The organism is Streptomyces sp. HmicA12 (assembly GCF_000373565.1).
In the GTDB taxonomy this organism is placed as follows: domain Bacteria; phylum Actinomycetota; class Actinomycetes; order Streptomycetales; family Streptomycetaceae; genus Streptomyces.
Map to the genome: position 1 here is coordinate 456,376 of NZ_KB891820.1, position 22,987 is coordinate 479,362.

The window sequence follows — 22,987 nt, forward strand, 5'->3', positions numbered from 1 at the left end:
GGAAGCCCGTTGCCCGTTCGGGCCCGGTGCGGCCCACACGGGAATTTGTACCGGCGGTACGGGGCGGTGGCCAGGTCTGTCGCGGAGGCGATGCTGCCCGTTCGGGCCCGCTTCACGGCGTGGCTGCCCGGCTCGGACCTGGGCGGGAGCCGGGGTGGCTGTGGGTTCGGGCGGGACGGATGCCCGGTCGACGGGGTGCGCGGGCCCGGATCGTGACCGGATGGGCCCGTGCGGGCCCGTGTGGCGCCCGGTGTCTCGACAAGGGCGCGGCGCCGGGGCCGGAGGCGGGTCAGTACGGCCAGATCGGCGGGTCGTTGATGAAGCGGCCACCCATGTACAGGTGCGCCGGGTTGTCCTCGGACAGCGGGCCGAACTCGGCCAGCAGCCTCTCCGCGTACACCTCCGAGTCGTCCTGCGGCTCGTAGCCGAGGGCGCGGGCGCTCGACAGGTCCCACCAGACACGGGTGTTCGCCGAGGAGCCGTAGACGACGGTGTGGCCGACGTCCTTCGCGGACAGGGCCGCGTGGAAGAGCCGGGCGCCGTCGGCGGGGCTCATCCAGACCGACATCATGCGGACGTCCGTGGGCTCCTTGAAGCAGGAGCCGATGCGGACCGAGACCGTCTCGACGCCGTACTGGTCGAAGTAGAACTGGGCGAGGTCCTCGCCGAACGACTTGGACAGGCCGTAGAAGGTGTCGGGGCGGCGGAGCGTCTCCACGGGGACGAGGGCGTCGCCGTCCTCGGTGCGCGGGCGCGGCGTGTAGCCGATCGCGTGGTTGGAGGAGGCGAAGACGATCCGGGGCGCCGTGCCGTCGGCGCGGTTCTCGGCCTCCTCGCGCACCGCCTCGTACAGGCGCTGCGTGCCCCGGATGTTCGACTCGAGGATCTTGTCGAAGGTGGACTCCAGGGAGATGCCCGCGAGGTGCAGCACACCGTCGACGCCGCGGACCGCCTTGCGCAGCGCCTCGGTGTCGTTCAGGTCCGCGACGATCGCGTCCGGCGCGTCCTTGACGGGGCGGACGTCCAGCAGGCGCAGCTCGTAACCGTGCTGCGGCAACAGTTCCCGCATCAGGGTGCCGAGTCCGCCGGCCGCGCCGGTGAGCAGAATCGTGCGGGGCCCGGAAGGAACTGACATGCGCGTGATCTCCGTGTCCATGCGTGAGCCGTATTCACATTCGTGGACACGCTAAGGAGGTGGTGGAGCGCAGTCAAGGGTACGTCGCCGCAACCGAGTTCGAGTGCTTGACCGTCCCCTTTGGGGCGGCTTACGGTGAGCTCGTTCAGAAATATAGACGCGGATCAGAAACATGCACGTGTGCATGTGTGCAGATGATCAGGGAGAGCCCGTGACCTCAGCCGCCCTCGCCGCTCGACTCAGTGTCCCGAGTGGGCCGCTGTTCTTCCCGGTCACCGCGTACGGGCCCGACGGTGCCGTGGATCTCGACACCTACCGCACCCATGTGCGGCGCGGCGTCGAGGCCGGGGCCGCCGCCGTGTTCGCCTGCTGCGGCACCGGCGAGTTCCACGCGCTCGCGCCCGAGGAGTTCGAGGCGTGTGTCGCCGCCGCGGTCGAGGCGACCGGCGGGCGGGTGCCGGTGATCGCGGGCGCCGGCTACGGCACCGCGCTGGCGGTCCAGTACGCGCGCGCCGCCGAACGGGCGGGCGCCGACGGCCTGTTGGCGATGCCGCCCTATCTCGTCGTCGCCGGGCAGGAGGGCCTGCTGCGGCACTACACGGACCTGGCCGACGCGACGTCCCTGGACATCATCGTGTACCAGCGCGACAACGCCGTGTTCACCCCGGAGACCGTCGTCGAACTCGCCCGCCACCCGAAGGTCATCGGCCTCAAGGACGGACTCGGCGACCTCGATCTGATGCAGCGGACCGTGAGCGCGGTGCGCGGCAGCGGGGCGGGCGACGGCTTCCTCTACTTCAACGGGCTGCCCACCGCCGAACTCACCATGCTGGCCTACCGCGGCATCGGCATCACCCTCTACTCCTCCGCCGTGTTCTGCTTCGCGCCCGACATCGCGCAGGCCTTCCACAAGGCCGTCGCCACGGGGGACGACGCCACGGCGAACCTGCTCCTCGACGGCTTCTACCGGCCGCTGGTCGAACTGCGCAACCAGGGGCGGGGGTACGCGGTCTCGCTGGTGAAGGCCGGGGTACGGTTGCGCGGACTCGACGTCGGCGAGGTGCGGCCGCCGCTGCACGAGCCGACCGAGGAGCACGTCAAGCAGCTCGCCGAACTCGTCGAGCGGGCACAGGAGTTGCTGGAGAAGGCCGCCGGAGAGGAAACGACCGCGTGAAGACCTCCGCCTTCGTCTACCCCTGGGACGTCGTCGGCGACCCGGACGCCGCGCGCCGCGTCGCGGACCTCGGCGTCCAGCAGGTCACCCTCGCCGCCGCCTACCACTCCACCCGGGCCCTCACCCCGCGCCACCCGCGCCACCGGATCGTCACCGCCGAGCACGCCGCCGTCCTCTACCCCGTCGACGAACAGCGTTGGCAGGGAAGCGAGTTGCGCCCGTACGCGGCCGGTGACTGGGCCCCGGGCGACGCCTACGCAGAGGCCGCCGCCGCGCTCACCGACGCGGGCCTGGAGGTGCACACCTGGGTCGTCCTCGCCCACAACTCCCGCATGGGCGCGGAACATCCGGACACCTCGGTCGTCAACGCGTACGGCGACCGCTACCCATGGGCGCCCTGCATCGCCCAACCCGCCACGCGCGCCTACCTGGTGGACCTCGCGGCGGAGGCCGCCACCCGGCCCGGCGCGCACGGCACCGAACTCGAATCGCTCGGCTGGTACGGCCTCGCGCACCTGCACGCCCACGACAAGACCGGCGGCGTCGGCCTCGGCGAGGCCGGGCAGTACCTGATGTCGCTCTGCTTCTGCCCGGCGTGCCGCGAGGGGTACGCACAACACGGCCTGGACGCCGAGGAGTTGAGCCTCTCCGTGCGGGCCGCCCTGGAACCCGTATGGCGCGGCGAGGCGGCCGACGACGGGTGGGCCACGGTCGAGAAGCTGCTCGGCGCGGAGACGGCGACCGCCACGCGCGCCTACCGCGACGCGACCGCCCGCGGTCTCCAGGAGGCGGCCGTCGCGGCGGTACGGGCAGCGGCGCCCGCCGGCTTCCAGGTCCTGCTGCACGCCGACCCCGTCTCCCACCACTGCGGTGCGAACGCCGGCGTCGACCCCGCGCACATCCTCTCCGTCGCCGACGGCGTCGTCGTGCCGTGCACCGGTGGCGCGGGGCTCGTGACCCCGTTCGCGGAGCAGGTCTCCGCGCGGGGCACGGGAGTCGTCGCCGCGAACCTCACCGTCGTACGCGGCATGGGCGGCAGCCCGCAGACGTTGCTCACGGACGCGCGGGCCGCGCGCGACCTGGGCGCGAACGAGCTGCGGCTGTACCACGCGGGGCTCGCGTCGGACGCGGACCTCGACCGGGTCACGGGGGCGCTGGCGTCACTGTGAGGGTGCGGTGACGGGGAAGCCGAGCTCCTCGGCCGCCTTGGTCAACTCCAGCTCGTACGTGACGAACGCGGTCAGGTCCGTGCGGAACGGGTCGGCACTCGCCAGATGGACGGCGTCCAGGGAGCCGAGGCGTGGTGTCCGGTACGCCATGGCCCGGCTCAGCACGGTGCTGGTCAGATCGATCTGATACACGCCGCGAACGGCCTGGCCGACGTAGTACGGGACGCGCTGGTGATCGACTCCCGCCCGGTGCAGGGTACGGGTGATCTCGAGCCGGGCCAGCTCGCTCGTGACCAACTCGGTGCCGGTGGGCAGGCCCGTGCGCCAGGCCCGCAGGGCGTCCGACTCCCGCTCCGGCTTGATGAACTTCAGCAGGGCGCATGCGTCGAGATGGATCACCGGCGGCGCTCCTTGTCGCGCTCGGTGTGGAGCAGCTCGGAGAGGCTGGGCAGATCGGGGGCGAGGTCGGGGATCAGCTCGGGCATGCCCTGCTCGGCGGGGGGCTGGGCGTCGCCGGACTTCAGCATCCGCTGCAGCACGCTGGGCGCTTCGGTCTCGGGCACCATGCGGAGTACGGGCCGGCCGCGGTCGGTGACCAGTATCGGAATGCCGGAGCGCACCAATGCCACGGCTTTGGAGGGATTCTGGTTGAGCTCGCGGAGGCCGATGGTCTTCATGGCCCAAATGCACCTACGTCATGTAGTTACGTCCACGTGTCAGTCCACGCGTCAGTGCGGCCACGACCAGCCCCGCCGCGCCCACCACCGGCAACAGCACCGCGGGCGGCGCCACCCCCACCAGGCCCGCCCCGACCCCGAGGGCCACCGCGGTCGGGGTGAACAGGACGGTGTGCGCCGCCGCCGTCACCCGGCCGAGCAGCGCGTGGGGCGTCCTGCGCTGCACCGTCGTCAGGGCCGCCACCAGCGGGCACGGCAGACCGAGGCCGATCGCCGCGCTGCTCGCCAGGGCCGCCGCGTCGAGGGGTACCGCCCGCGCCGCCACGCCGAGCGCGAACAGGGCGATGCCGCACGCGGCGAACCGGTGCGGGCCGAGCCGCCGCAGCAGCGCGCCCGTCAGCAGCCCGGCGACCACCGAGCCCGCGCCCTGGACCGCGTACAGGACGCCCGTGTACGACGGGGCGTGCCCCAGCGTCTCGACGACCGCGAAGACCGACCCGGCGGCGATCCCCGACAGGAACATGGCCGCGCCCCCTGCCAGGACGAGCCGGCGCAGCGGGGCGTCCTGCCACAACTCCCTTACGCCGTCGAGGGCCCGGCGGCGTTCCCGGTGTGCCGCGGGTGCGTCCCGGTCGGCCGGCAGCGTCGCGAACAGGCCCGCCGCGAGGGCGAACGTCACCGCGTCCAGGAGCGCCACCAGGGGCCCGCCCCACGCCGCGTAGAGAGCGGCCCCCGCGAGCGGCGCGAGGATCTTCATGCCCTCGTTCACGGACATCCGCAGGCCGCCCAGGTCACCGAGCACGTCCTGGGGGACGGCGCCCGCGAGGTACGCCGACTCCGCCGCGTCCGTGACCACGCCGCACGCCCCGTACAGGACCAGAACCGTGAGGAGGATCCACACCCGGTCCCGGCCGTCGACCGCGAACAGGGTGAGCAGGAGGACGGCGAGGGCCAGGTTCGCCGAGACGAGGACGATCCTGCGACGCCCCCGGTCGGCGACCGCGCCCAGCCACGGGCCGATCAGCGTCGGCGCCCACAGCGCGAGCACGCACAGCGCCGCCAGGCTGTCGGAGCCGGTCAGGTCCTTCGTCCAGACCCCGGCCACCAGCCACAGCGCGCTGGTGCCGAAGCCGGAGACGAGCACGGCGAGGAGGGAGCGGGAGGCGGCCGGATCGGCGAGGACGCGGGGGAGCGGGGCCCTGGGGGCAGCGGTCGTCATGGGCGCTCAGCCTGCGGCTAAGGCCCCGGGGCCGGGATCGGGCACCTGCCCTAATTCGCGATGCGTCACGGTCAACTCGTGTGTGGGGCAACGGACTTCTTTTGTCGGAAGCGTTGACGAAACATCCGCGTGCTTCTACCTTCAACGCGTCGTACTTCGTACGTCATATATGAGACGCGATACGAGATACGTCAGACACCAGACACCAGACGCGATACACGCCAGTGGCTTCACGGCTTCAGGCCGGAACAGACCGAGAGGCGCGCATGACCTCTGTGCCCACCCCGATCCCCTCCCGTACCCAGTACGTCCTGGAGGAGATCAAGCGCCGCATCCTGACCGGACAGCTGAGACCCGGACAGGCCCTGGTCGAGACCGACCTGGCCGCGCAGTTCGGGGTCTCCAAGACCCCGGTGCGCGAGGCGCTCAAGACGCTGGCCGGGACCGGGCTCGTCGTGATGAGCCAGTACAAGGGCGTCACGGTGCGCATGGTGGACGCGGACATGGCCCGCGAGGTCTACGACGTGCGCCTGCTCCTCGAACCCGAGGCCCTGCGCCGCACCGTGCAGCGCCGCGCCTCGCTCGACGCCGCCCGCGACGCCCTGCGGTCCGCCGACACCGCCGCCGACACTGCCCAACGCTCCCTCGCCAACCGGGAGTTCCACCGGGCCCTCTACGTCCCGTGCGGCAACCCGCTGCTCGGCAAGATGCTCGACGAGGTGCGCGACCAGGCCGCTCTGGTCTCCGCGGTGGCCTGGGCCGCCGACCCGTCGTGGGAGCGGGAGGCCGCCGAGCACCGGGAGATTCTGGAGCTCGCGCTCGCCGGAGACGCGCAGGGCGCCTCACGCGCGCTGCGCGACCACATCGCGTCGTTCGTGGAGCGGGCCTTCCCCGAGGCCCGGGAAGAAGAGGGTGAGCAGCACTCATGACAGCGCCGAAGGCTTCGTTCGAGACCCAGCGGGCCGCGCTCGCCGACGTGGTCGCGATCCCGGTGACGCCGTTCGCCGCGGACGGCTCCGTCGACGAGCCGGCCCACCGGGCCCTGCTGCGGCGGCTGCTCGACGGCGGCGTGCGCACGCTCACCCCGAACGGGAACACCGGCGAGTTCTACGCCCTGACCCCCGACGAGCGCCGCCTGGTCACCGAGTGGACCCTCGACGAGGCCCGGAACACCACGGGCCCGCCGGCCGTCGTCCTGGCCGGCGTCGGGCACGACCTGCCGACCGCGATCGGGACCGCCCGGCACGCCCGCGAGCACGGCGCCCACATGGTGATGGTGCATCAGCCGGTCCACCCGTACGTCTCCGAGGGCGGCTGGGTCGACTACCACCGTGCCATCGCCGACGCCGTGCCCGAGCTCGGCGTCGTCCCCTACATCAAGAACGCCTCCCTGTCCGGCGCCCGGCTCGCCGAGCTCGGCGCGGACTGCCCGAACGTGATCGGCGTCAAGTACGCCGTCCCGGACGCCGCGCGCTTCGCCGCCTTCGCCCGCGACGCCGGCCTCGACCGGTTCGTGTGGGTGGCCGGGCTCGCCGAGCCGTACGCGCCCTCCTATTTCTCGGCGGGCGCCACCGGCTTCACCTCCGGGCTCGTGAACGTCGCCCCGAGCGTTTCGCTGTCCATGATCGAAGCGCTTCGATCAAGCGACTACCCGGCCGCGATGAAGGTCTGGGAGCAGATTCGCCGCTTCGAGGAGCTGCGCGGCGCCGACGCCTCCGCCAACAACGTCTCCGTCGTCAAGGAGGCCCTCGCCTCGCTCGGCCTGTGCCGTCGCGAAGTCCGGCCGCCCAGCCAGGAGTTGCCGCGGGCGGAGCGCGCCGAGGTGGCCGAGATCGCGGCGGGGTGGTCCATATGACCGCCCGCGAGAGACTGAACCCGGAGCGGCTGCGCTCCCACCAGTGGTACGGCACCGAGGGCGCCCTGCGCACCTGGTCGCACAACGCCCGGATGCGCCAACTCGGTTACGAGGCCGAGGAGTACCGGGGCCGCCCGGTCGTCGCGATCCTCAACACCTGGTCCGACATCAACCCCTGCCACGTGCACCTGCGGGAGCGTGCCGAGGCCGTCAAGCGGGGCGTGTGGCAGGCCGGCGGCTTCCCGCTGGAGTTCCCCGTCTCCACGCTCTCGGAGACGTACCAGAAGCCGACCCCGATGCTGTACCGCAACCTCCTCGCCATGGAGACGGAGGAACTGCTCCGCTCCTACCCGATCGACTCGGCGGTGCTGCTCGGCGGCTGCGACAAGTCCACCCCGGCGCTGCTCATGGGCGCCACGTCCGCCGACGTCCCGTCCCTCTTCGTGCCCGCCGGGCCGATGCTTCCGGGACACTGGCGCGGCGAGACCCTCGGCTCCGGCACCGACATGTGGAAGTACTGGGACGAGCACCGCGCCGGCAACCTGACCGACTGCGAACTGCGCGAACTCCAGGGCGGGCTGGCGAGATCCCCCGGGCACTGCATGACCATGGGCACCGCCTCCACCATGACCGCGGCGGCCGAGGCCCTCGGCATGACACTGCCCGGCGCCTCCTCGATCCCGGCCGTGGACTCCGCGCACGAGCGGATGGCCGCCGCCTCCGGGCGCCGCGCCGTCGAGCTCGCGTGGACCGCGCTCAAGCCGTCCGAGATCCTCACCCGCGAGGCCTTCGACGACGCCGTCACCACCGTGCTCGGGCTCGGCGGCTCCACCAACGCCGTCATCCACCTGATCGCGATGGCCGGACGCGCCGGGATCCCGCTCACCCTCGACGACTTCGACCGCATCGCGCGCACCGTGCCGGTGCTCGCGAACGTGCGGCCCGGCGGACAGACGTACCTCATGGAGGACTTCTACTTCGCCGGTGGCCTGCCCGCCTTCCTCTCCCGGATCACCGACCTGCTGCACCTCGAACGGCCCACGGTGAACGGCACGTTGGGCGAGCAGCTCGACGGCGCAGTCGTGCACGACGACGCCGTCATCCGCACCCGCGAGAACCCCGTCGCGCCCGAGGGCGGCGTCGCCGTCCTGCGCGGCAACCTCTGCCCCGACGGCGCCGTCATCAAGCACATCTCCGCCGAGCCGCACCTGCTCAAGCACACCGGTCCCGCGGTCGTCTTCGACGACTACAAGACCATGCAACGCACCATCAACGAACCGGAGCTGGGCATCACCGCGGACAGCGTCCTGGTGCTCCGCAACGCCGGCCCCAAGGGCGGGCCCGGCATGCCCGAGTACGGCATGCTGCCCATCCCCGACCACCTGCTCAAGCAGGGAGTACGGGACATGGTGCGGATCTCCGACGCCCGGATGAGCGGCACCAGTTACGGGGCGTGCGTACTGCACGTGGCCCCCGAGTCGTACATCGGCGGGCCGCTCGCCCTGGTCCGCACCGGGGACAGCATCACCCTCGACGTCACCGCCCGGGTCCTGCAACTCAACGTAGAAGAAGACGAGTTGGCACGCCGCCGGGGCGAGTGGAGCGCGCCGCCCGAGCGGTACGAGCGCGGGTACGGGGCGCTCTACAACGAGCAGATCACGCAGGCCGACACCGGCTGCGACTTCGCCTTCCTGGCCAGGCCGGGCAAGGTGCCGGATCCGTACGCGAGCTGAGCCCGCCGCCGTGCGGGACCCGGCTCCACATGATCGACCTACCGAACCCTGTCTGCGAAGCGCTTCAGCACCTCAGCCGGTGACGACCCCTCGCGGGTGAAGCACTTCATCAGCACCGCACCTGAGCCACCGAGATCGGAGTCCCGTCATGGCCCAAGCCGCAGCCGTGGCCCAAGCCCCGCCGTCCCGGCGCCGCCGGAAGTCAGCCACCCCGCGCAGGCTGCCGTACCTGCTGATCGCGCCCGCGGGCCTGCTGATGCTGGGCTTCATCGCGTACCCCGTCATCAGCGTCTTCTACTACAGCCTGCAGAACTACAACCCCACCAAGCCATGGCGCAACGGCTTCGCGGGCTTCGACAACTTCGTCACCGCGTTCACCAAGGACCCGGACTTCTGGACGACGCTGGGCTTCAGCCTCCAGTGGGTCGTGGTGCAGGTCGTCCTGCAGCTGCTGCTCGGACTCGGGCTCGCACTCGTCGTGAACCAGACGTTCGTCGGCCGCGGCCTCGCCCGCGCCCTCGTCTTCTCGCCCTGGGCCGTGTCCGGCGTGCTCACCTCCGCGGTGTGGATGCTGCTCTACAACTCCCAGACGGGCATCACGCGGTACCTCGCCGACGCCGGGATCGGCTCGTACGGCACGTCGTGGCTGTCGGACACCGCGACGGTCTTCCCGGCCGTCGTCACCGCCGAACTCTGGCGCGGCGTCCCCTTCTTCGCGATCCTCATCCTCGCCGACCTGCAGTCCGTCTCGAAGGACCTGTACGAGGCCGCCGAGGTCGACGGCGCGAGCCGGCTGCGGCAGTTCTTCCACATCACGCTGCCGCACCTGAAGGACGCGATCATTCTCTCCACGCTGCTGCGCGCGGTGTGGGAGTTCAACAACGTGGACCTGCTCTACACCCTCACCGGTGGCGGACCCGCGGGTGAGACGACCACCCTGCCGCTGCGCATCGCCTCCATCGCCGTCGACTCGCACGACTTCGGCTACGCGTCCGCGCTGACGTCCATCGCCTTCGTGATCCTCCTGTTCTGCTCGATGATCTATCTCCGCCTGAGCAAGTTCGGGGGCGAGGACAAGTGACCGTCAAGGAAGCCCGGCCGACCGACACGGTGGGCACCACCGCACCCGCGCCGCCGGACACCCGCCGCCACCGGAACCGGCACCGCCTCGACATCAAGCCGTCCAAGGCGGGCAGCTCCTGGGAGGACGTCCCGCGCTGGCAGATCTACGTACCGCTCGGCGTGTACCTGTTGTTCACGCTCATCCCGTTCTACTGGATGCTGCTGTTCGCGTTCCGCCCCACCGGCTCCACCTCGCTCGTGCCGTGGCCGCTCACCTTCGACCACTTCGACAAGGTGTGGAACGAGCGGGCCTTCGCCACCTTCTTCCAGAACAGCCTGCTCGTCGGCGTCGCCTCGATGTTCATGACGACGGTCGTCGCGCTGGCCGGCGGGTACGCGCTCGCCCGGTTCAACTTCAAGGTCAAGCGCGCGTTCATGCTGGCGCTGCTCTGCTCGCAGTTCATCCCGGGCGCGCTGATGCTGGTCCCGCTCTTCGAGATCTTCGCCAACCTGCAGATGATCAACTCGCTGGGCAGCGTCATCATCGCCGAGACGGTCTTCCAGCTGCCGCTGACGATGATCCTGATCAGCGGCTTCATCAAGAACGTGCCGCCCTCCCTGGAGGAGGCCGCCTGGGTCGACGGCTGCGGACGCTTCCGCGCCTTCTGCGCTGTCGTCCTGCCGCTGCTGCGGCCCGGCCTGATCGCGGTGGGCTCCTTCGCCTTCGTGCACAGCTGGAACCACTTCCTGTTCGCCCTGATGTTCCTCTCCGACCAGGGCAAGCAGACGATCCCGGTCGGCCTCGCGACCCTCATGGGCGCCGACTCGGTCGACCTGGGCGCGCTCGCCGCCGGCGGTGTCGTGGCCGCGCTGCCCGTCGTCATCGTCTTCGCCTTCATCCAGAAGTGGCTCGTCACGGGCTTCAGCGCCGGGGCGGTGAAGGGATGAGTGCCGTACGCGCACGAGCGCTCCCCGAAGGGCCCGTCCCCGTCGTCCTCGCGGGCGCGCGCGGGCACGGCCGCTGGCACCTGAACAACATCCGGCGCCTGGCCGACGCGGGCCGCGTCACGCTCGCCGGGGTGTGCGAGCTGAAGCCGCTGGACGAGGCGGAGCTCGCCGGGTTCACCGACGTCGCGCAGTCCGCCGACTTCGGTGAGCTGCTCGACCGTACGGGCGCCCGGGTCGCGATCGTCTGCACCCCGATCCCGACCCACACGGACCTGGCGCTCACCGCGGCCGCGCGGGGCGTGCACCTCCTCCTGGAGAAGCCGCCCGCGCCGTCGTACGCGGAGTACGAGCGGATGGCGGCCGGGGTGGCCGAGGCGGGCATCGCCTGCCAGGTCGGGTTCCAGTCGCTCGGCTCGCACGCCGTGTCCCATGTACGGGACCTCGTGCGGGACGGACTCATCGGCGACCTCCTCGGCATCGGCGCCGCCGGAGCCTGGGCCCGCGACGAGGCCTACTTCCGGCGCGCCCCCTGGGCGGGGCACCGCCGTCTGCCCGACGGCCGCGGCGGCACGGTCGACGTCGTCGACGGCGTCCTCACCAACCCCCTCGCGCACGCCGTCGCCACCGGCCTCGCCCTCGACGGCGCGACCGGCGCCGACGACCTCACCGGCATCCGCACCGAACTCTTCCGCGCCAACGCCATCGAGGCCGACGACACCTCGTACCTCGAACTGACCACCCGCACCGGCTCGCGCGTCACCGTCGCCGCGACCCTGTGCGCGGAGCGCCCCGACGAGCCGTACGTCGTCGTGCACGGCAGCCGCGGCCGGATCACCTTCTGGTACAAGCAGGACCGCGTCCTCGTGCAGCGCGCCGACCACGGGCCCGAGGAGAGCGTGCACGGGCGCACGGACCTCCTGGAGAACCTCGTCGACCACCTCACCGACCCGTCCGGCGCCACGCGACTCATCGTCACCCCCGCCTCGGCCGGCGCGTTCATGCGCGTCGTCGAAGCGATTCGACTCGCCCCCGAGCCGGTCGCGCTGCCCGCCGACGCGTGGAGCAGCCTGCCCGCAGGTGGCGGCGACGGGGTGCGGCGCCGCGTCGTGCACGGCGTCGACGGACTCGTCGCCGCGAGCGCCGACACCCTCACCGGCTATGCCGAGCTCGGCGCGTCCTGGGCGAGGCAAGGACAGGAGGCCGCCACGTGAACCGCCTCGCCACCACCCCCGTGACCCTGCACTGCGCGGGCCGTCCCGTCGCCCGCTACGCGCTGGGCGCCGACCTCGGCGAGCGGGCCCGCCGCTTCTCCCCGCGCCCGTTCCTGCACCCGGTCACCACCCTCGGCGGCGCCCCCGTCACCGAGTTCGCCCCCGTCGACCATCTGCACCACCTCGGCGTCAGCGTCGCCGTGCCCGACGTGGAGGGGCGCAACTTCTGGGGCGGGCGCACCTACGTACGCGACCAGGGGCCGACCGAGCTCGACAACCACGGCGAGCAGCGGCACCGCGAGTTCAAGCTGTGCGACCCGGACGGGTTCGTCGAGGACCTGGAGTGGATCGCGGACGACGGCCTGCTGCTGCGCGAGCGCCGCACCGTCGCCGTGACACAACTCGGCGACGAGGCTTGGGCGTTGGACGTCACCTTCGCGCTCAGCAACCCCGCGGGCGAGGCCGTCACGCTGGGCAGCCCCGCCACCAACGGCCGCCCCGGCGCCGCCTACGGGGGCTTCTTCTGGCGGGCCCCCAAGCAGGCCGCCCCGCCCGCCGTCTTCACCGCCGACGACGAGGGCGAGGACGCCGTGCACGGACGCCCCGCCGACTGGCTCGCCCTGGCGGGCGACGGCTGGACCCTCGTCTTCGCCGGAGCCACCGCCGAGACCCGCCGCGACCCGTGGTTCGTGCGCACCCGCGAGTACCCGGGCGTCGGCTCCTCGCTCGCCTCCCGGGAACGCCTCGCGATCGGTCCCGGCGACACCGCCGTACGCCGTGTCGTCACGGTCGTCGCCGACGGCCCGCTCGACCGCAAGCGGGCTTCCTCCCTGGTCAGAAAGGCGGTGTCGGCATGAGCCCGGTGGCCCGCACCGGCGACCCGGGGGACGGCATGTACCGCAATCCCGTCCTCGCCGCCGACTGGTCCGACCCCGACGTGTGCCGGGTCGGCGACGACTTCTACCTCACCGCCTCCAGCTTCGGCCGGGTGCCGGGGCTGCCCCTGCTGCACTCCCGCGACCTCGTCAACTGGACCCTGATCGGGCACGCCCTCGACCGCCTCGAACCCACCGAGGCGTTCACGACGCCGCGCCACGACTGCGGCGTGTGGGCGCCCTCGATCCGGCACCACGACGGCCGCTTCTGGATCTTCTGGGGCGACCCCGACCACGGCGTCCACCAGATCAACTCCCCCTCCATCAGGGGACCTTGGACCAAGCCGCACCTCCTCAAGGCGGGCAAGGGCCTGATCGACGCCTGCCCGCTGTGGGACGAGGAGACCGGCGAGGCGTTCCTCGTGCACGCCTACGCCAAGTCGCGGGCCGGCATCAAGAACCGGCTCACCGGCCACCGGATGAGCGCCGACGCCACCGAACTCCTCGACGAGGGAACCCTGTTGATCGACGGGGACACGATCCCCGGCTGGTTCACCGTCGAGGGCCCGAAGCTGTACCGGCGGGACGGCTGGTACTGGATCCTCGCCCCGGCCGGCGGCGTCGAGACCGGCTGGCAGGGCGCGTTCCGCTCCCGCTCCTTCTTCGGCCCCTACGAGGAGCGCGTCGTGCTCGAACAGGGCGACACCGGCGTCAACGGCCCCCACCAGGGCGGCTGGGTGCACACGGCGACGGGCGAGGACTGGTTCCTGCACTTCCAGCAGCGCGGCCCGTACGGACGCGTCGTCCATCTCCAGCCGATGCGCTGGGACGCCCAGGGCTGGCCGGTGCTCGGCGACGCGAACGCTCCGGGCGTCCCCGTCCACGTACACCGGAAGCCGGACCTGCCCCCGCAGCCGGTCGCCGCGCCCGCCACCGACGACGACTTCCCCGGCGGCCGCTACGGGCGGCAGTGGCAGTGGACCGCCAACCCCCGCGACGGATGGGCGACGTCGCACGCCGGGGACGGGCTCCGGCTCACCTGCGTACGCTCCGCCGACGGGGTCCGCGACCTGCGCCGCGTCCCGCACCTGCTCACCCAGCGCCTGCCGCTGCCGCCCTCACGCGTCGAGACCGACCTCCAGCTCACCAGCACAACGCCCGGCGCCCGTGCGGGACTTGCGGTCCTCGGCGACGCCTACTCCTGGATCGGCCTGGAGCGTGCCGCGGACGGCACGGCACACGTCGTGCACCGCTTCGTCGAGGGCCCGACCGCCGAGGCCGAGCGCGACGCGGCCCACCCGCGCGAGGCGCCCACCGGGACGGCGCGGCTGCGCATCGACATCTCCGACGGGGCGCGCTGCCGCTTCTCCGTCGACACCGGCGACGGCTTCCGGCCCTCGGGCCAGGTCTTCGCCGCACTGCCGTGGCGCTGGGTCGGAGCACTGCTCGGCCTGTTCGCCGCGGCCCCCGACGGGGCGGTTCCCGGCGGTACGGGACCCGCCGGGACCGCCCTCTTCACGCACTTCCGCATCACCGACCCGAACGCCGACTGATCTGCCCCGCACGCCTGTTGGGAGCCGCGACGATGCACCTCCAGCACAGCAGCAAGCGCCACAGAGCACCGGCCGCCCTCGCGGCCCTCGTCACCGCACTCGGCCTCACGGCCATCGCCCCGTCCGCCGACGCGGCGCAGCCGCACGCCGACCGTGCCCACGGTTTCGCCTCCCTCGCGGGCGGCACCACCGGGGGAGCGGGCGGCCGGGTCGTCACCGTCACCACCCAGGCCGACCTGGAGAAGTACGCGGCCGCCGACGAGCCCTACGTCATCCGCGTGGCCGGGACGATCCAGGCCGAGCCGTTCGGCGCGAACATCGTCGTGGCCTCCGACAAGACGATCGTCGGCGTCGGCACGAAGGGTGAACTCGTGTCGGGCGAACTCCACTTGAACCCCGGCACCAGCAACGTCGTCATCCGCAACCTGACGATCCGCGACTCCGCGATCCAAGGCGACTGGGACTGCAAGGACACCGACTTCGACGGCATCCAGATGGACACCGCCGACCACGTGTGGATCGACCACAACCGCTTCTCGAACATCTGCGACGGCCAGCTCGACATCCGCAAGGACAGCGACTACATCACCGTCTCCCACAACCGCTTCGAGAACAACAACAAGACGTTCGGCATCGGCTGGACCACGAACGTCGTCACGAAGATCACGATCGACCACAACTGGTTCAGGAACACCAAGCAGCGCAACCCGTCCGCGGACAACTGCCGCTACGCGCACCTCTACAACAACTACCTGTCCGAGCAGCCCGACGACGGCGACCCGACATGGACGTACGGGAACTGGTCGCGCGGTCGGACCGAGATGGTCATCGAGAACAGCTACTACGACGGGCTGCGGCACCCCTACCAGGCCGACGACACGGCCGAACTGGTGCAGCGCGGCTCGATCCTGAAGAACACCACGGGCCGCACCGACGCCCACGGCGACGCCTTCGACCCGCGCGCCCTCTACCGCTACCACCTCGACCCGGCGGCTGCCGTGCCCGCCCTGGTCGAGAAGTTCTCCGGCCCCCAAGCCTCGCTGAGAAAACCCTAGTTGGATCCAGAAGAAGAGAGCCGATCATGAACATCCGAATACGCAAAGGCGCGCTCCGCACCGGCACCGCCGTGGCCCTGACCACCGTGCTCGCCCTCACCGCCACCGCCTGCGGCGACGACGGCTCCAACGCCGGCGGCGACAAGGGCGGGGAGGGCTCCGGCGGAGGCACGATCACCTTCTGGGACAACAACACGGCCGTGCGCCGCGACGTCTGGATGGAGATCATCAAGGACTTCGAGAAGAAGAACCCGGACATCAAGGTCAAGTACGTCGGCATCCCCGCGGAGAACGTGCAGTCCAAGTACGACACCGCGATCCAGGGCGGCGGCCTGCCCGACGTCGGCGGCGTGGGCACCGCGATGCTCGCCGGCATCTCCGCCCAGGGCGCCCTGGAGCCGCTGGACGAGCGGCTCGCGACCAGCCCCCTCGGCGACGAACTGAACTCCAAGTTCGTCGACTCGGTGAAGGCGGCGGGCGGCAGCAGCAAGCTCTACACCGTCCCGACGTCCGCCAACAACGGCGTCCTGTACTACCGCACCGACCTGTTCAAGAAGGCGGGCCTGGACGCGCCGACGACCTGGACCAAGTTCTTCGACGCCGCGGGCAAGCTCACCAACACCTCGAAGAACCAGTTCGGTTACACCATCCGTGGCGGCGAGGGCTCCATCGCGCAGGCCCTCGACGTCATGTACGGGCAGAGCGGCATCACCTCGTTCTGGGACGCGAACAACGAGAAGTCGACGGTCAACGACCCCAAGAACGTCGCCGCGCTGGAGAAGTACGCCGCCCTCTTCAAGAAGGCCACGCCGTCCGCCGACGTGAACAACGACTTCACCAAGATGGTCGCGCAGTTCGACAGCGGCACCATCGGCATGCTCAGCCACAACCTGGGCTCCTACGGCGACCACGAGAAGGCGTTCGGCACCAAGTTCCGCGGCCTGCCCAACCCGACCGACGACAGCGGCACCCGCGTCCAGGTCTCCAACCCGGTCGACGGACTCGGCCTGTTCAAGGCGAGCAAGAACAAGAAGGCCGCCTGGAAGTTCATCGAGTTCGCCGCCTCGCACGCCGAGAACAGCAAGTGGAACGAGTCGGCCAAGCAGATCCCGGCCAACACCTCCGCCGCCAAGGACGCCTGGGTACAGGAGTCCGAGCCGACCAAGCTCGCCGCCGAGGCCCTGGAGTCCGGCTCCACCAAGATCGTGCAGCTGCCGTACTACCTGCCCGACTGGAACACCATCTCCAAGGCGGACAACGAGGACGACTTCCAGAAGGTCCTGCTCGGCAAGGAGTCCGCGAAGGACTTCCTGGACACGCTCGCCGACCAGCTCGACAAGGCCCAGTCCGAGTGGAAGGAACAGGCCAACTAGCCGGACAGGCAAGCCTGTTGCCTCATCAATCCGCCGAGAACCACTGATCGGCCCCTGACCGGGCCGGCTGCGGGACGCCTCCTGACGCACCGCTCCCGCCGCCGGCCCCCTCACCCGCGCACGCGCGCACCCGTTCACGAGAGTCCATGAAAGGACGGCACATCGTCGTGTCGACCACCCGAAGAGCAACGCTGGCCGCGCTGGCGGCACTTCCGCTGGCCGCGGCCGTCGCGAGCCCCGCCGCCGCGCGCTCCCACCGCGTGGACCGCCGCACCCTGTTCATCGCCGGTGACTCCACCGCCGCCCAGAAGTACACGGACGCCGCACCCGAGACCGGCTGGGGCATGGCGCTCCCCTTCTTCCTCGCCGACCGCATCCGGGTCGCCAACCACGCCGTCAACGGCCGCAGTTCGAAGAGCTTCGTCGACGAGGGCCGCCTCGACGCGATCCTCGCGGCGATCCGCCCCGGCGACTTCCTGCTGGTCCAGTTCGCGCACAACGACGAGAAGAGCGCCGACCCCACGCGCTACACCGAGCCCTGGTCGACGTACCAGGAGTATCTGAAGCTCCACATCGACGGCGCCCGCGCCAAGGGGGCCCGGCCGGTGCTCGCCACCTCCGTCGAGCGCAGGAAGTTCGACGCCGACGGCAACGCCCAGCCCACCCACGGCGACTACCCGGCGGCGATGCGCGCCCTCGCGAAGGAGGAGGGCGTGGCACTGCTCGACCTGCAGGCGCTCTCGCTCGCGCTGTGGCAGCGGCTCGGCGTCGAGGAGACCAAGGTCTACTTCAACTGGACCGGCACGGAGCAGGACAACACGCACTTCAACCCGCCCGGCGCCATCGCCGTGGCCCGGCTCGCCGCCCGCGAGCTGCTGCACGCCCGGGTCCTGCCGGCCCGCGACGTGCGCCGCGTCGGTGACGAGATCGACGAACTCTCCGACGCCTGGCAGTCGCGTCTCACCTGGCTGCCCGGCACGACACCCGCCTGACCCCCGCCCGATCCCGCAAGGAGCGTACAGTGAGCACACAGAAATGTCATGGTCGCGTCATATCTGGCCTGGTGGCGTGCACCGCCCTGGTCCTCGCGGTGACGGGCACCGTCGGCACCGCCCAGGCCCACGGCCGGTCCGACGGACGCGACGCAGCCCGGCAGACCCTCGCCAAGGGTGACGGCTGGGCCTCGGCGACCACCGGCACCACGGGCGGCGCCCGCGCCGACGCCGCGCACGTCTACACCGTCACCACCTGGGCCGAACTGAAGGCCGCCTTCGCCGCGGGCGGCACCGCGCCGAAGATCATCAAGGTCAGGGGCACGCTCGACGCGGACGGCTCCACCTGCGACGACTTCGCCGCCGACGGCTACGACCTCGACCAGTACCTCGCCGACTACGACCCCGCGGTCTGGGGTTACGAGAACGAGGTCAGCGGCGAGCAGGAGGACCTGCGGGCCGCGTCCGCCACGTCGCAGGCCAAGGCCATCAAGGCCAATGTCCCGGCCAACACCACGATCGTCGGCGAGGGCAAGAAGCCCGGCATCGTCGGCGGCAGCCTCCAGATCAACGGCGTCGACAACGTCATCGTGCGCGGCCTCACCCTGGAGTCCCCGCTCGACTGCTTCCCGCAGTGGGACCCGACCGACGGCGACACCGGCAACTGGAACTCCGAGTACGACGCGGCGGTCGTCTACGGCTCCACGCACGTGTGGCTCGACCACAACACGTTCACGGACGGCGACCACCCGGACTCCACCCTGCCGACGTACTACGGCCGCATCTACCAGCAGCACGACGGTGAGCTGGACGTCGTCAAGGGCGCCGACTACGTCACCGCGTCGTGGAACGTCTTCGAGGACCACGACAAGACGTTCATGATCGGCAACAGCGACGGCGCGGCCGCCACGGACGAGGGCAAGCTGCGCGTCACTCTGCACCACAACCTCTTCAAGAACCTGGTGGAGCGGGCGCCCCGGGTGCGGTTCGGGCAGGTCGACGCCTACAACAACTCGTACGTGGCGAACGCCGACTACGGCTACTCGTTCGGCATCGGGTTCAAGTCGCAGCTGTACGCGGAGAACAACTCGTTCACGCTGCCCGCGGGGGTCGGGGCCGGGACGATCCTGCACCGGTGGAACGACTTTCCGCTCACCGCGAAGGGGAACGTGGTGAACGGGGTTCCGACGGACATCATCGCGGCGTACAACGCGGCGAACGCGTCCGCTCCGCTGGGTTCCGGTGCCGGGTGGACGCCCGAGCTCCGGCTCCGGGTGGACCCGGCCAAGGCCGTGAGCCGGATCGTGGCCCGGGGCGCCGGGGCGGCCGAACTCCGCTGACGGGTCCGCGCCTGCCGGGCCGGTGTCGTATTCCGGCCGCGGCCCGGTGGGGCGTCTCGCGCAGTTCCCCGCGCCCCTAAGGCATGCGCTGCGCGCAGCCTTCCCCTGAAGCGAGCGGAGCTCGCTGTCAGGGGCGCGGGGAACTGCGCGAGACGCCCCCACCGGCCCGCACCCGCCGGACAAGCGCACCCGGCAGACGCGAAGGCGACAGGGGCGCGGGGAACTGCGCGACCAAGCCCGCACCGGCCCACACCCGCGAACGAACCAATGAGCCGCACAGAGCCGCACACGAAATGGAGCACCGGCATGCCCATGACCCGCCGCGGATTCATCGCCGCGAGCACCGGCGCCGCAGCCACCGCACTCACCCTGAGCAGCACGACCCCCGCCCTGGCCGGAGGCAACCGTCCCTTCGGGCCCTACGGCTCACCCGGCCGCCGCCGCGACGACCGCACCCTGTACGTCGACCCGCACGGCCGGGGCGACTTCACCACGGTGCAGGCCGCCGTGAACGCCGCGACCGCCACCGGCCACACCCTCGTCATCGCCCCGGGCGTCTACCGCGAGACCGTCGCCACCGCCGCGACCGCCTCCGGCATGACCTGGATCGGCGCCTCCGGGGACCCGAGGGACACCGTCGTCGTGTACGACAACGCGGCCGGCACCCAGAAACCGGACGGCTCCGGCACGTACGGCACCACCGGGTCCGCCACCGTCACCCTGCGCGGCGACGGATTCACCGCCCAGGGCGTCACCTTCGCCAACGACTGGCTGCGCGCCGATCACCCCGGCATCAGCGGCACCCAGGCCGTCGCCCTGAAGGTGATGGGGGACCGCTCGGCGTTCTACGACTGCCGGTTCCTGGGACACCAGGACACCCTGTACGCCGACACCACCGCCCTGACCGCCTTCGCCCGCCAGTACTTCCGCGACTGCTACGCCGAGGGTGACGTCGACTTCGTCTTCGGGCGGGGGACGGCCGTCTTCGACCGCTGCCGCTTCCGCACGCTGGACCGCACCGACCTGACCACCGCCCCGTACGGCTTCGTCTTCGCGCCCTCCACGGCCGGCGCCAACCCGCGCGGCCACCTCGTCACCCGCTCCCGGATCACGAGCACCGCCCCCGACGCGTACTACAAGCTGGCCCGCCCGTGGGTGCCCAGCTCCGACACCACCGCCAGACCCGCCCTCGTCGTCCGTGAGACCCACCTCGGTACGGGCATCGACGCGGTCGCGCCCTACGCCAACATGTCGGACAGCTTCCCCTGGCAGCAGCAGCGGTTCGCCGAGTACCACAACACGGGTCCCGGCGCCGCCGTCACCGTCGCCGAGAACCGGCCCCAACTCACCCGCGAGGAAGCCGAGTCGGCGACACATGCCGCCTACCTCGGCGACTGGACGCCACGGCCGGTGCGGCCGTGATGCGCCGCCGCACCCTCCTCGCCGCAGCCGGGGGAGCCCTCGCCGCGACCACCTTCGCCGCCACACCGGGCCGCCACCCGCGCACCCTGCACGTCCGTCCCGGCGACTCCGTGCAGGCCGCCGTCGACGCGGTGGAAGTGCCCGGCTGGACGATCGTGATCCATCCGGGCACGTACCGGGAAGTCGTCAACGTGCCGGCAGCCGCTGCCGAGTTGACGATCAGCGGTGCCCGCGGCGCCCGTGCCTCCGACGCCGTCATCGCCTACGACAACGCCAACGGGACGCCCCTGCCCGACGGTTCGGGCACGTACGGCACCGCCGGATCCGCCACCTTCACCTCCGCCGCACCCGGCCTCACCGTCCGCGGCCTCACCCTCGCCAACGACTGGCTGCGCGCCGACCACCCCGACATCACCGGCACCCAGGCCGTCGCCGCGTACGTCACCGGGGACCGGTCGCTCTTCGACGGGGTACGCCTCCTCGCCCACCAGGACACCCTGTTCGCCGACACCACCGCCCTCGACGCCTTCGACCGGCAGTACTACCGGGACTGCCACATCGAGGGCGACGTCGACTTCGTCTTCGGGCGGGCCCGCGCCGTCTTCGAGCACTGCCGCTTCCACACCCTTCAGCGCGACGTCGACTTCACGCCCAAGGGCATGGTCTTCGCCCCGGCCACGGCCCGCGCCAACCCGTACGGCTTCCTGGCCACGCGCTGCCGCATCACCTCGGGGGCCGAGGACGCCGCGTACAAGGTCGCCCGGCCGTGGGTCCCCTCGTACGAGACCACGGCCTGGCCCGCGCTCGTCGTACGGGACACCGAGATCGGCCCGGGCATCGACGCCGCCGCGCCCTACACGAACATGCGCGACGCCTATCCGTGGCAGAGCATGCGGTTCGCCGAGTACCGCAACTCCGGTCCCGGCGCGGTCGTTTCGGTGCCCGAGAACCGGCCGCAGCTCACCGCGCGGCAGGCCGCCGAGCACACCCGCGCGACCTACCTCGGCGATTGGCGGCCCCATGCGTGAGACGCCGATCGGACGCCGCCGCTTCGTGACCGGCGCCGCCGCAGCGGCACTCGTCACGGGCGCCGCGGGACCGGCCGCGGCCGCCGAACCGATCGGCGGCAACCTGCCCGACTTCCATCAACTCCTCAAGGACGAGCTCGACTTCCCGCTCGCCTGGGGGCGTTCCCCGGTCCGCGACTTCGGTGCGTGGCGGCGCACCGCCCGCGCCAAGGTCGAGGAACTCCTGCTCGTCGACGGCCAGCGAGACGTCCCGTACGCGCCCGAGTACGCGAGCCCCGCCCAAGGCGACGGCTACCGGCGGGAGTTGGTGACCCTCTCCCTCACCCGGTACGAACGCGTCCGCGGCGCGCTGCTCACCCCGGACGGCCCCGGCCCCTTCCCCGCCGTCCTCCTGCTCCACGACCACGGCGCCAAGTTCGACATCGGCAAGGAGAAGTTCGTCCGCCCCTGGTACGACGACACGCGCCTCGCCTCCGCCGAGGCCTGGGCGGCGAAGTACTTCACCGGACGCTTCGTCGGCGACGAACTCGCCCGGCGCGGCTACGCCGTCCTCTGCCTCGACGCGTACGGCTGGGGCGACCGCGGCCCCGTCGCCTACGACCAGCAGCAGGCCCTGGCCAGTAACTTCTACAACCTCGGGTCGTCACTCGCCGGTCTGACGGCACGCGAGGACGCCCGCGCCGCCGCCTTCCTCGCCGGCCTCGACCGGGTCGACGCGCGCCGCGTCGCCGCCGTCGGCTTCTCCATGGGCGCCTACCGCGCCTGGCAGACCGCCGCGCTCAGCGACCACGTCGCCGCCGCCGTCAGCGTCTGCTGGATGACCGGACTCAGGGAAATGATGGTGCCGGGCAACAACACGCTGCGCGGCCAGTCCTCCTACTACATGCTCCACCCCGGCCTCGCCCGCCATCTCGACATCCCGGACGTCGCGAGCATCGCCGCGCCCCGCCCGATGTACTTCCTCGACGGCGCCGACGACACCCTCTTCACCTCCGAGGGCGTCGAGGCCGCGTACGCGCGGATGCGCGCGGTGTGGCGCTCCCGGAAGGCGGGGGACCGGCTGCGCACCGAGACCTGGCCCGGGCTCGGCCATGTCTTCGTCGAGCCCATGCAGGACGCGGTCCTCGACTGGCTCGACGCCACCCTCTAACACTCCCGCTCCGTTG

At 71.6% G+C, this 22,987-nt stretch carries 20 protein-coding genes and 1 pseudogene; 17 read left to right on the forward strand and 4 right to left on the reverse strand.

Translation table 11 applies throughout. The annotated features are described in order from the left end of the window. Positions 1–289 precede the first annotated feature (289 nt). Positions 290–1,135: an NAD-dependent epimerase/dehydratase family protein gene (locus B072_RS0128385; protein WP_043244894.1), complete on the reverse strand. Its 846-nt coding sequence runs from the start codon at positions 1,133–1,135 to the stop codon at positions 290–292. Between the two features lie 211 nt (positions 1,136–1,346). Here B072_RS0128385 and B072_RS0128390 point away from each other — a divergent pair, with 211 nt between their 5' ends. Continuing rightward, a complete protein-coding gene (locus tag B072_RS0128390; RefSeq protein WP_018533348.1) occupies positions 1,347–2,309 on the forward strand; it encodes a 5-dehydro-4-deoxyglucarate dehydratase in 963 nt (320 codons plus the stop codon). Continuing rightward, positions 2,306–3,478, forward strand: coding sequence for a hypothetical protein (locus tag B072_RS0128395; RefSeq protein ID WP_018533349.1), 1,173 nt, complete (start codon positions 2,306–2,308; stop codon positions 3,476–3,478). Before B072_RS0128390 ends, B072_RS0128395 begins: the two co-directional genes overlap by 4 nt. On the opposite strand, the gene B072_RS0128400 is transcribed toward B072_RS0128395, so the two are convergent. Genes B072_RS0128400 through B072_RS0128410 form a run of 3 tightly spaced genes read right to left on the reverse strand, consistent with a single transcriptional unit; the run spans position 3,470 to position 5,374 of the window. Continuing rightward, positions 3,470–3,877 carry a type II toxin-antitoxin system VapC family toxin gene (locus B072_RS0128400; protein ID WP_018533350.1) on the reverse strand — a complete coding sequence of 136 codons (408 nt, stop codon included), beginning with the start codon at positions 3,875–3,877 and terminating at the stop codon, positions 3,470–3,472. The two genes, B072_RS0128395 and B072_RS0128400, sit on opposite strands and share 9 nt — an antisense overlap. After that, positions 3,874–4,155, reverse strand: a complete 282-nt coding sequence (locus B072_RS0128405; protein WP_018533351.1) for a type II toxin-antitoxin system Phd/YefM family antitoxin — start codon at positions 4,153–4,155, stop codon at positions 3,874–3,876. The genes B072_RS0128400 and B072_RS0128405 overlap by 4 nt, the downstream gene beginning before the upstream one ends. Positions 4,156–4,168: 13 nt before the next feature. Next, complete coding sequence (locus tag B072_RS0128410) at positions 4,169–5,374, reverse strand: MFS transporter (protein ID WP_018533352.1); 1,206 nt, start codon at positions 5,372–5,374, stop codon at positions 4,169–4,171. 266 nt (positions 5,375–5,640) lie between these two features. On the opposite strand from B072_RS0128410, the gene B072_RS0128415 reads away from it, so the two are divergent. From B072_RS0128415 to B072_RS0128485, 15 genes and pseudogenes are all read left to right on the forward strand, one after another. Continuing rightward, positions 5,641–6,303, forward strand: coding sequence for a GntR family transcriptional regulator (locus tag B072_RS0128415; protein ID WP_018533353.1), 663 nt, complete (start codon positions 5,641–5,643; stop codon positions 6,301–6,303). After that, positions 6,300–7,229, forward strand: coding sequence for a dihydrodipicolinate synthase family protein (locus B072_RS0128420; protein WP_018533354.1), 930 nt, complete (start codon positions 6,300–6,302; stop codon positions 7,227–7,229). Before B072_RS0128415 ends, B072_RS0128420 begins: the two co-directional genes overlap by 4 nt. Beyond that, a complete protein-coding gene (gene araD / locus B072_RS0128425; protein WP_018533355.1) occupies positions 7,226–8,962 on the forward strand; it encodes an L-arabinonate dehydratase in 1,737 nt (578 codons plus the stop codon). Before B072_RS0128420 ends, araD begins: the two co-directional genes overlap by 4 nt. Before the next feature lie 148 nt (positions 8,963–9,110). Beyond that, positions 9,111–10,043, forward strand: coding sequence for a carbohydrate ABC transporter permease (locus tag B072_RS0128430; RefSeq protein WP_018533356.1), 933 nt, complete (start codon positions 9,111–9,113; stop codon positions 10,041–10,043). After that, positions 10,040–10,972, forward strand: coding sequence for an ABC transporter permease subunit (locus tag B072_RS44245; RefSeq protein ID WP_018533357.1), 933 nt, complete (start codon positions 10,040–10,042; stop codon positions 10,970–10,972). Before B072_RS0128430 ends, B072_RS44245 begins: the two co-directional genes overlap by 4 nt. Continuing rightward, entirely contained in the window at positions 10,969–12,183 is a 1,215-nt protein-coding gene (locus B072_RS0128440; protein WP_018533358.1) for a Gfo/Idh/MocA family protein, read from the forward strand. Before B072_RS44245 ends, B072_RS0128440 begins: the two co-directional genes overlap by 4 nt. Next, a complete protein-coding gene (locus tag B072_RS0128445) occupies positions 12,180–13,040 on the forward strand; it encodes a PmoA family protein (protein WP_018533359.1) in 861 nt (286 codons plus the stop codon). The genes B072_RS0128440 and B072_RS0128445 overlap by 4 nt, the downstream gene beginning before the upstream one ends. Then, positions 13,037–14,611 (forward strand): glycoside hydrolase 43 family protein, encoded by a 1,575-nt coding sequence (locus tag B072_RS0128450; RefSeq protein ID WP_199791103.1) that lies wholly within the window; start codon positions 13,037–13,039, stop codon positions 14,609–14,611. Before B072_RS0128445 ends, B072_RS0128450 begins: the two co-directional genes overlap by 4 nt. A 32-nt stretch (positions 14,612–14,643) precedes the next feature. Then, positions 14,644–15,654: pseudogene (locus tag B072_RS44250) on the forward strand (pectate lyase family protein); the annotation flags it as partial. Between the two features lie 38 nt (positions 15,655–15,692). After that, the gene (locus tag B072_RS0128460) at positions 15,693–17,039 is read left to right on the forward strand and encodes an ABC transporter substrate-binding protein (RefSeq protein ID WP_018533362.1); all 1,347 of its coding nucleotides are present in this window, start codon (positions 15,693–15,695) and stop codon (positions 17,037–17,039) included. Positions 17,040–17,185: 146 nt separating this feature from the next. Beyond that, entirely contained in the window at positions 17,186–18,031 is an 846-nt protein-coding gene (locus B072_RS0128465; protein ID WP_018533363.1) for a rhamnogalacturonan acetylesterase, read from the forward strand. Between the two features lie 29 nt (positions 18,032–18,060). Next, the gene (locus B072_RS0128470) at positions 18,061–19,371 is read left to right on the forward strand and encodes a pectate lyase family protein (protein WP_026246387.1); all 1,311 of its coding nucleotides are present in this window, start codon (positions 18,061–18,063) and stop codon (positions 19,369–19,371) included. Positions 19,372–19,683: 312 nt separating this feature from the next. Then, positions 19,684–20,793 carry a pectinesterase family protein gene (locus tag B072_RS0128475; RefSeq protein ID WP_420707583.1) on the forward strand — a complete coding sequence of 370 codons (1,110 nt, stop codon included), beginning with the start codon at positions 19,684–19,686 and terminating at the stop codon, positions 20,791–20,793. Further along, a complete protein-coding gene (locus B072_RS0128480) occupies positions 20,793–21,821 on the forward strand; it encodes a pectinesterase family protein (RefSeq protein WP_018533366.1) in 1,029 nt (342 codons plus the stop codon). The genes B072_RS0128475 and B072_RS0128480 overlap by 1 nt, the downstream gene beginning before the upstream one ends. Beyond that, complete coding sequence (locus tag B072_RS0128485; protein WP_018533367.1) at positions 21,814–22,971, forward strand: dienelactone hydrolase family protein; 1,158 nt, start codon at positions 21,814–21,816, stop codon at positions 22,969–22,971. Before B072_RS0128480 ends, B072_RS0128485 begins: the two co-directional genes overlap by 8 nt. Positions 22,972–22,987: the final 16 nt, after the last annotated feature.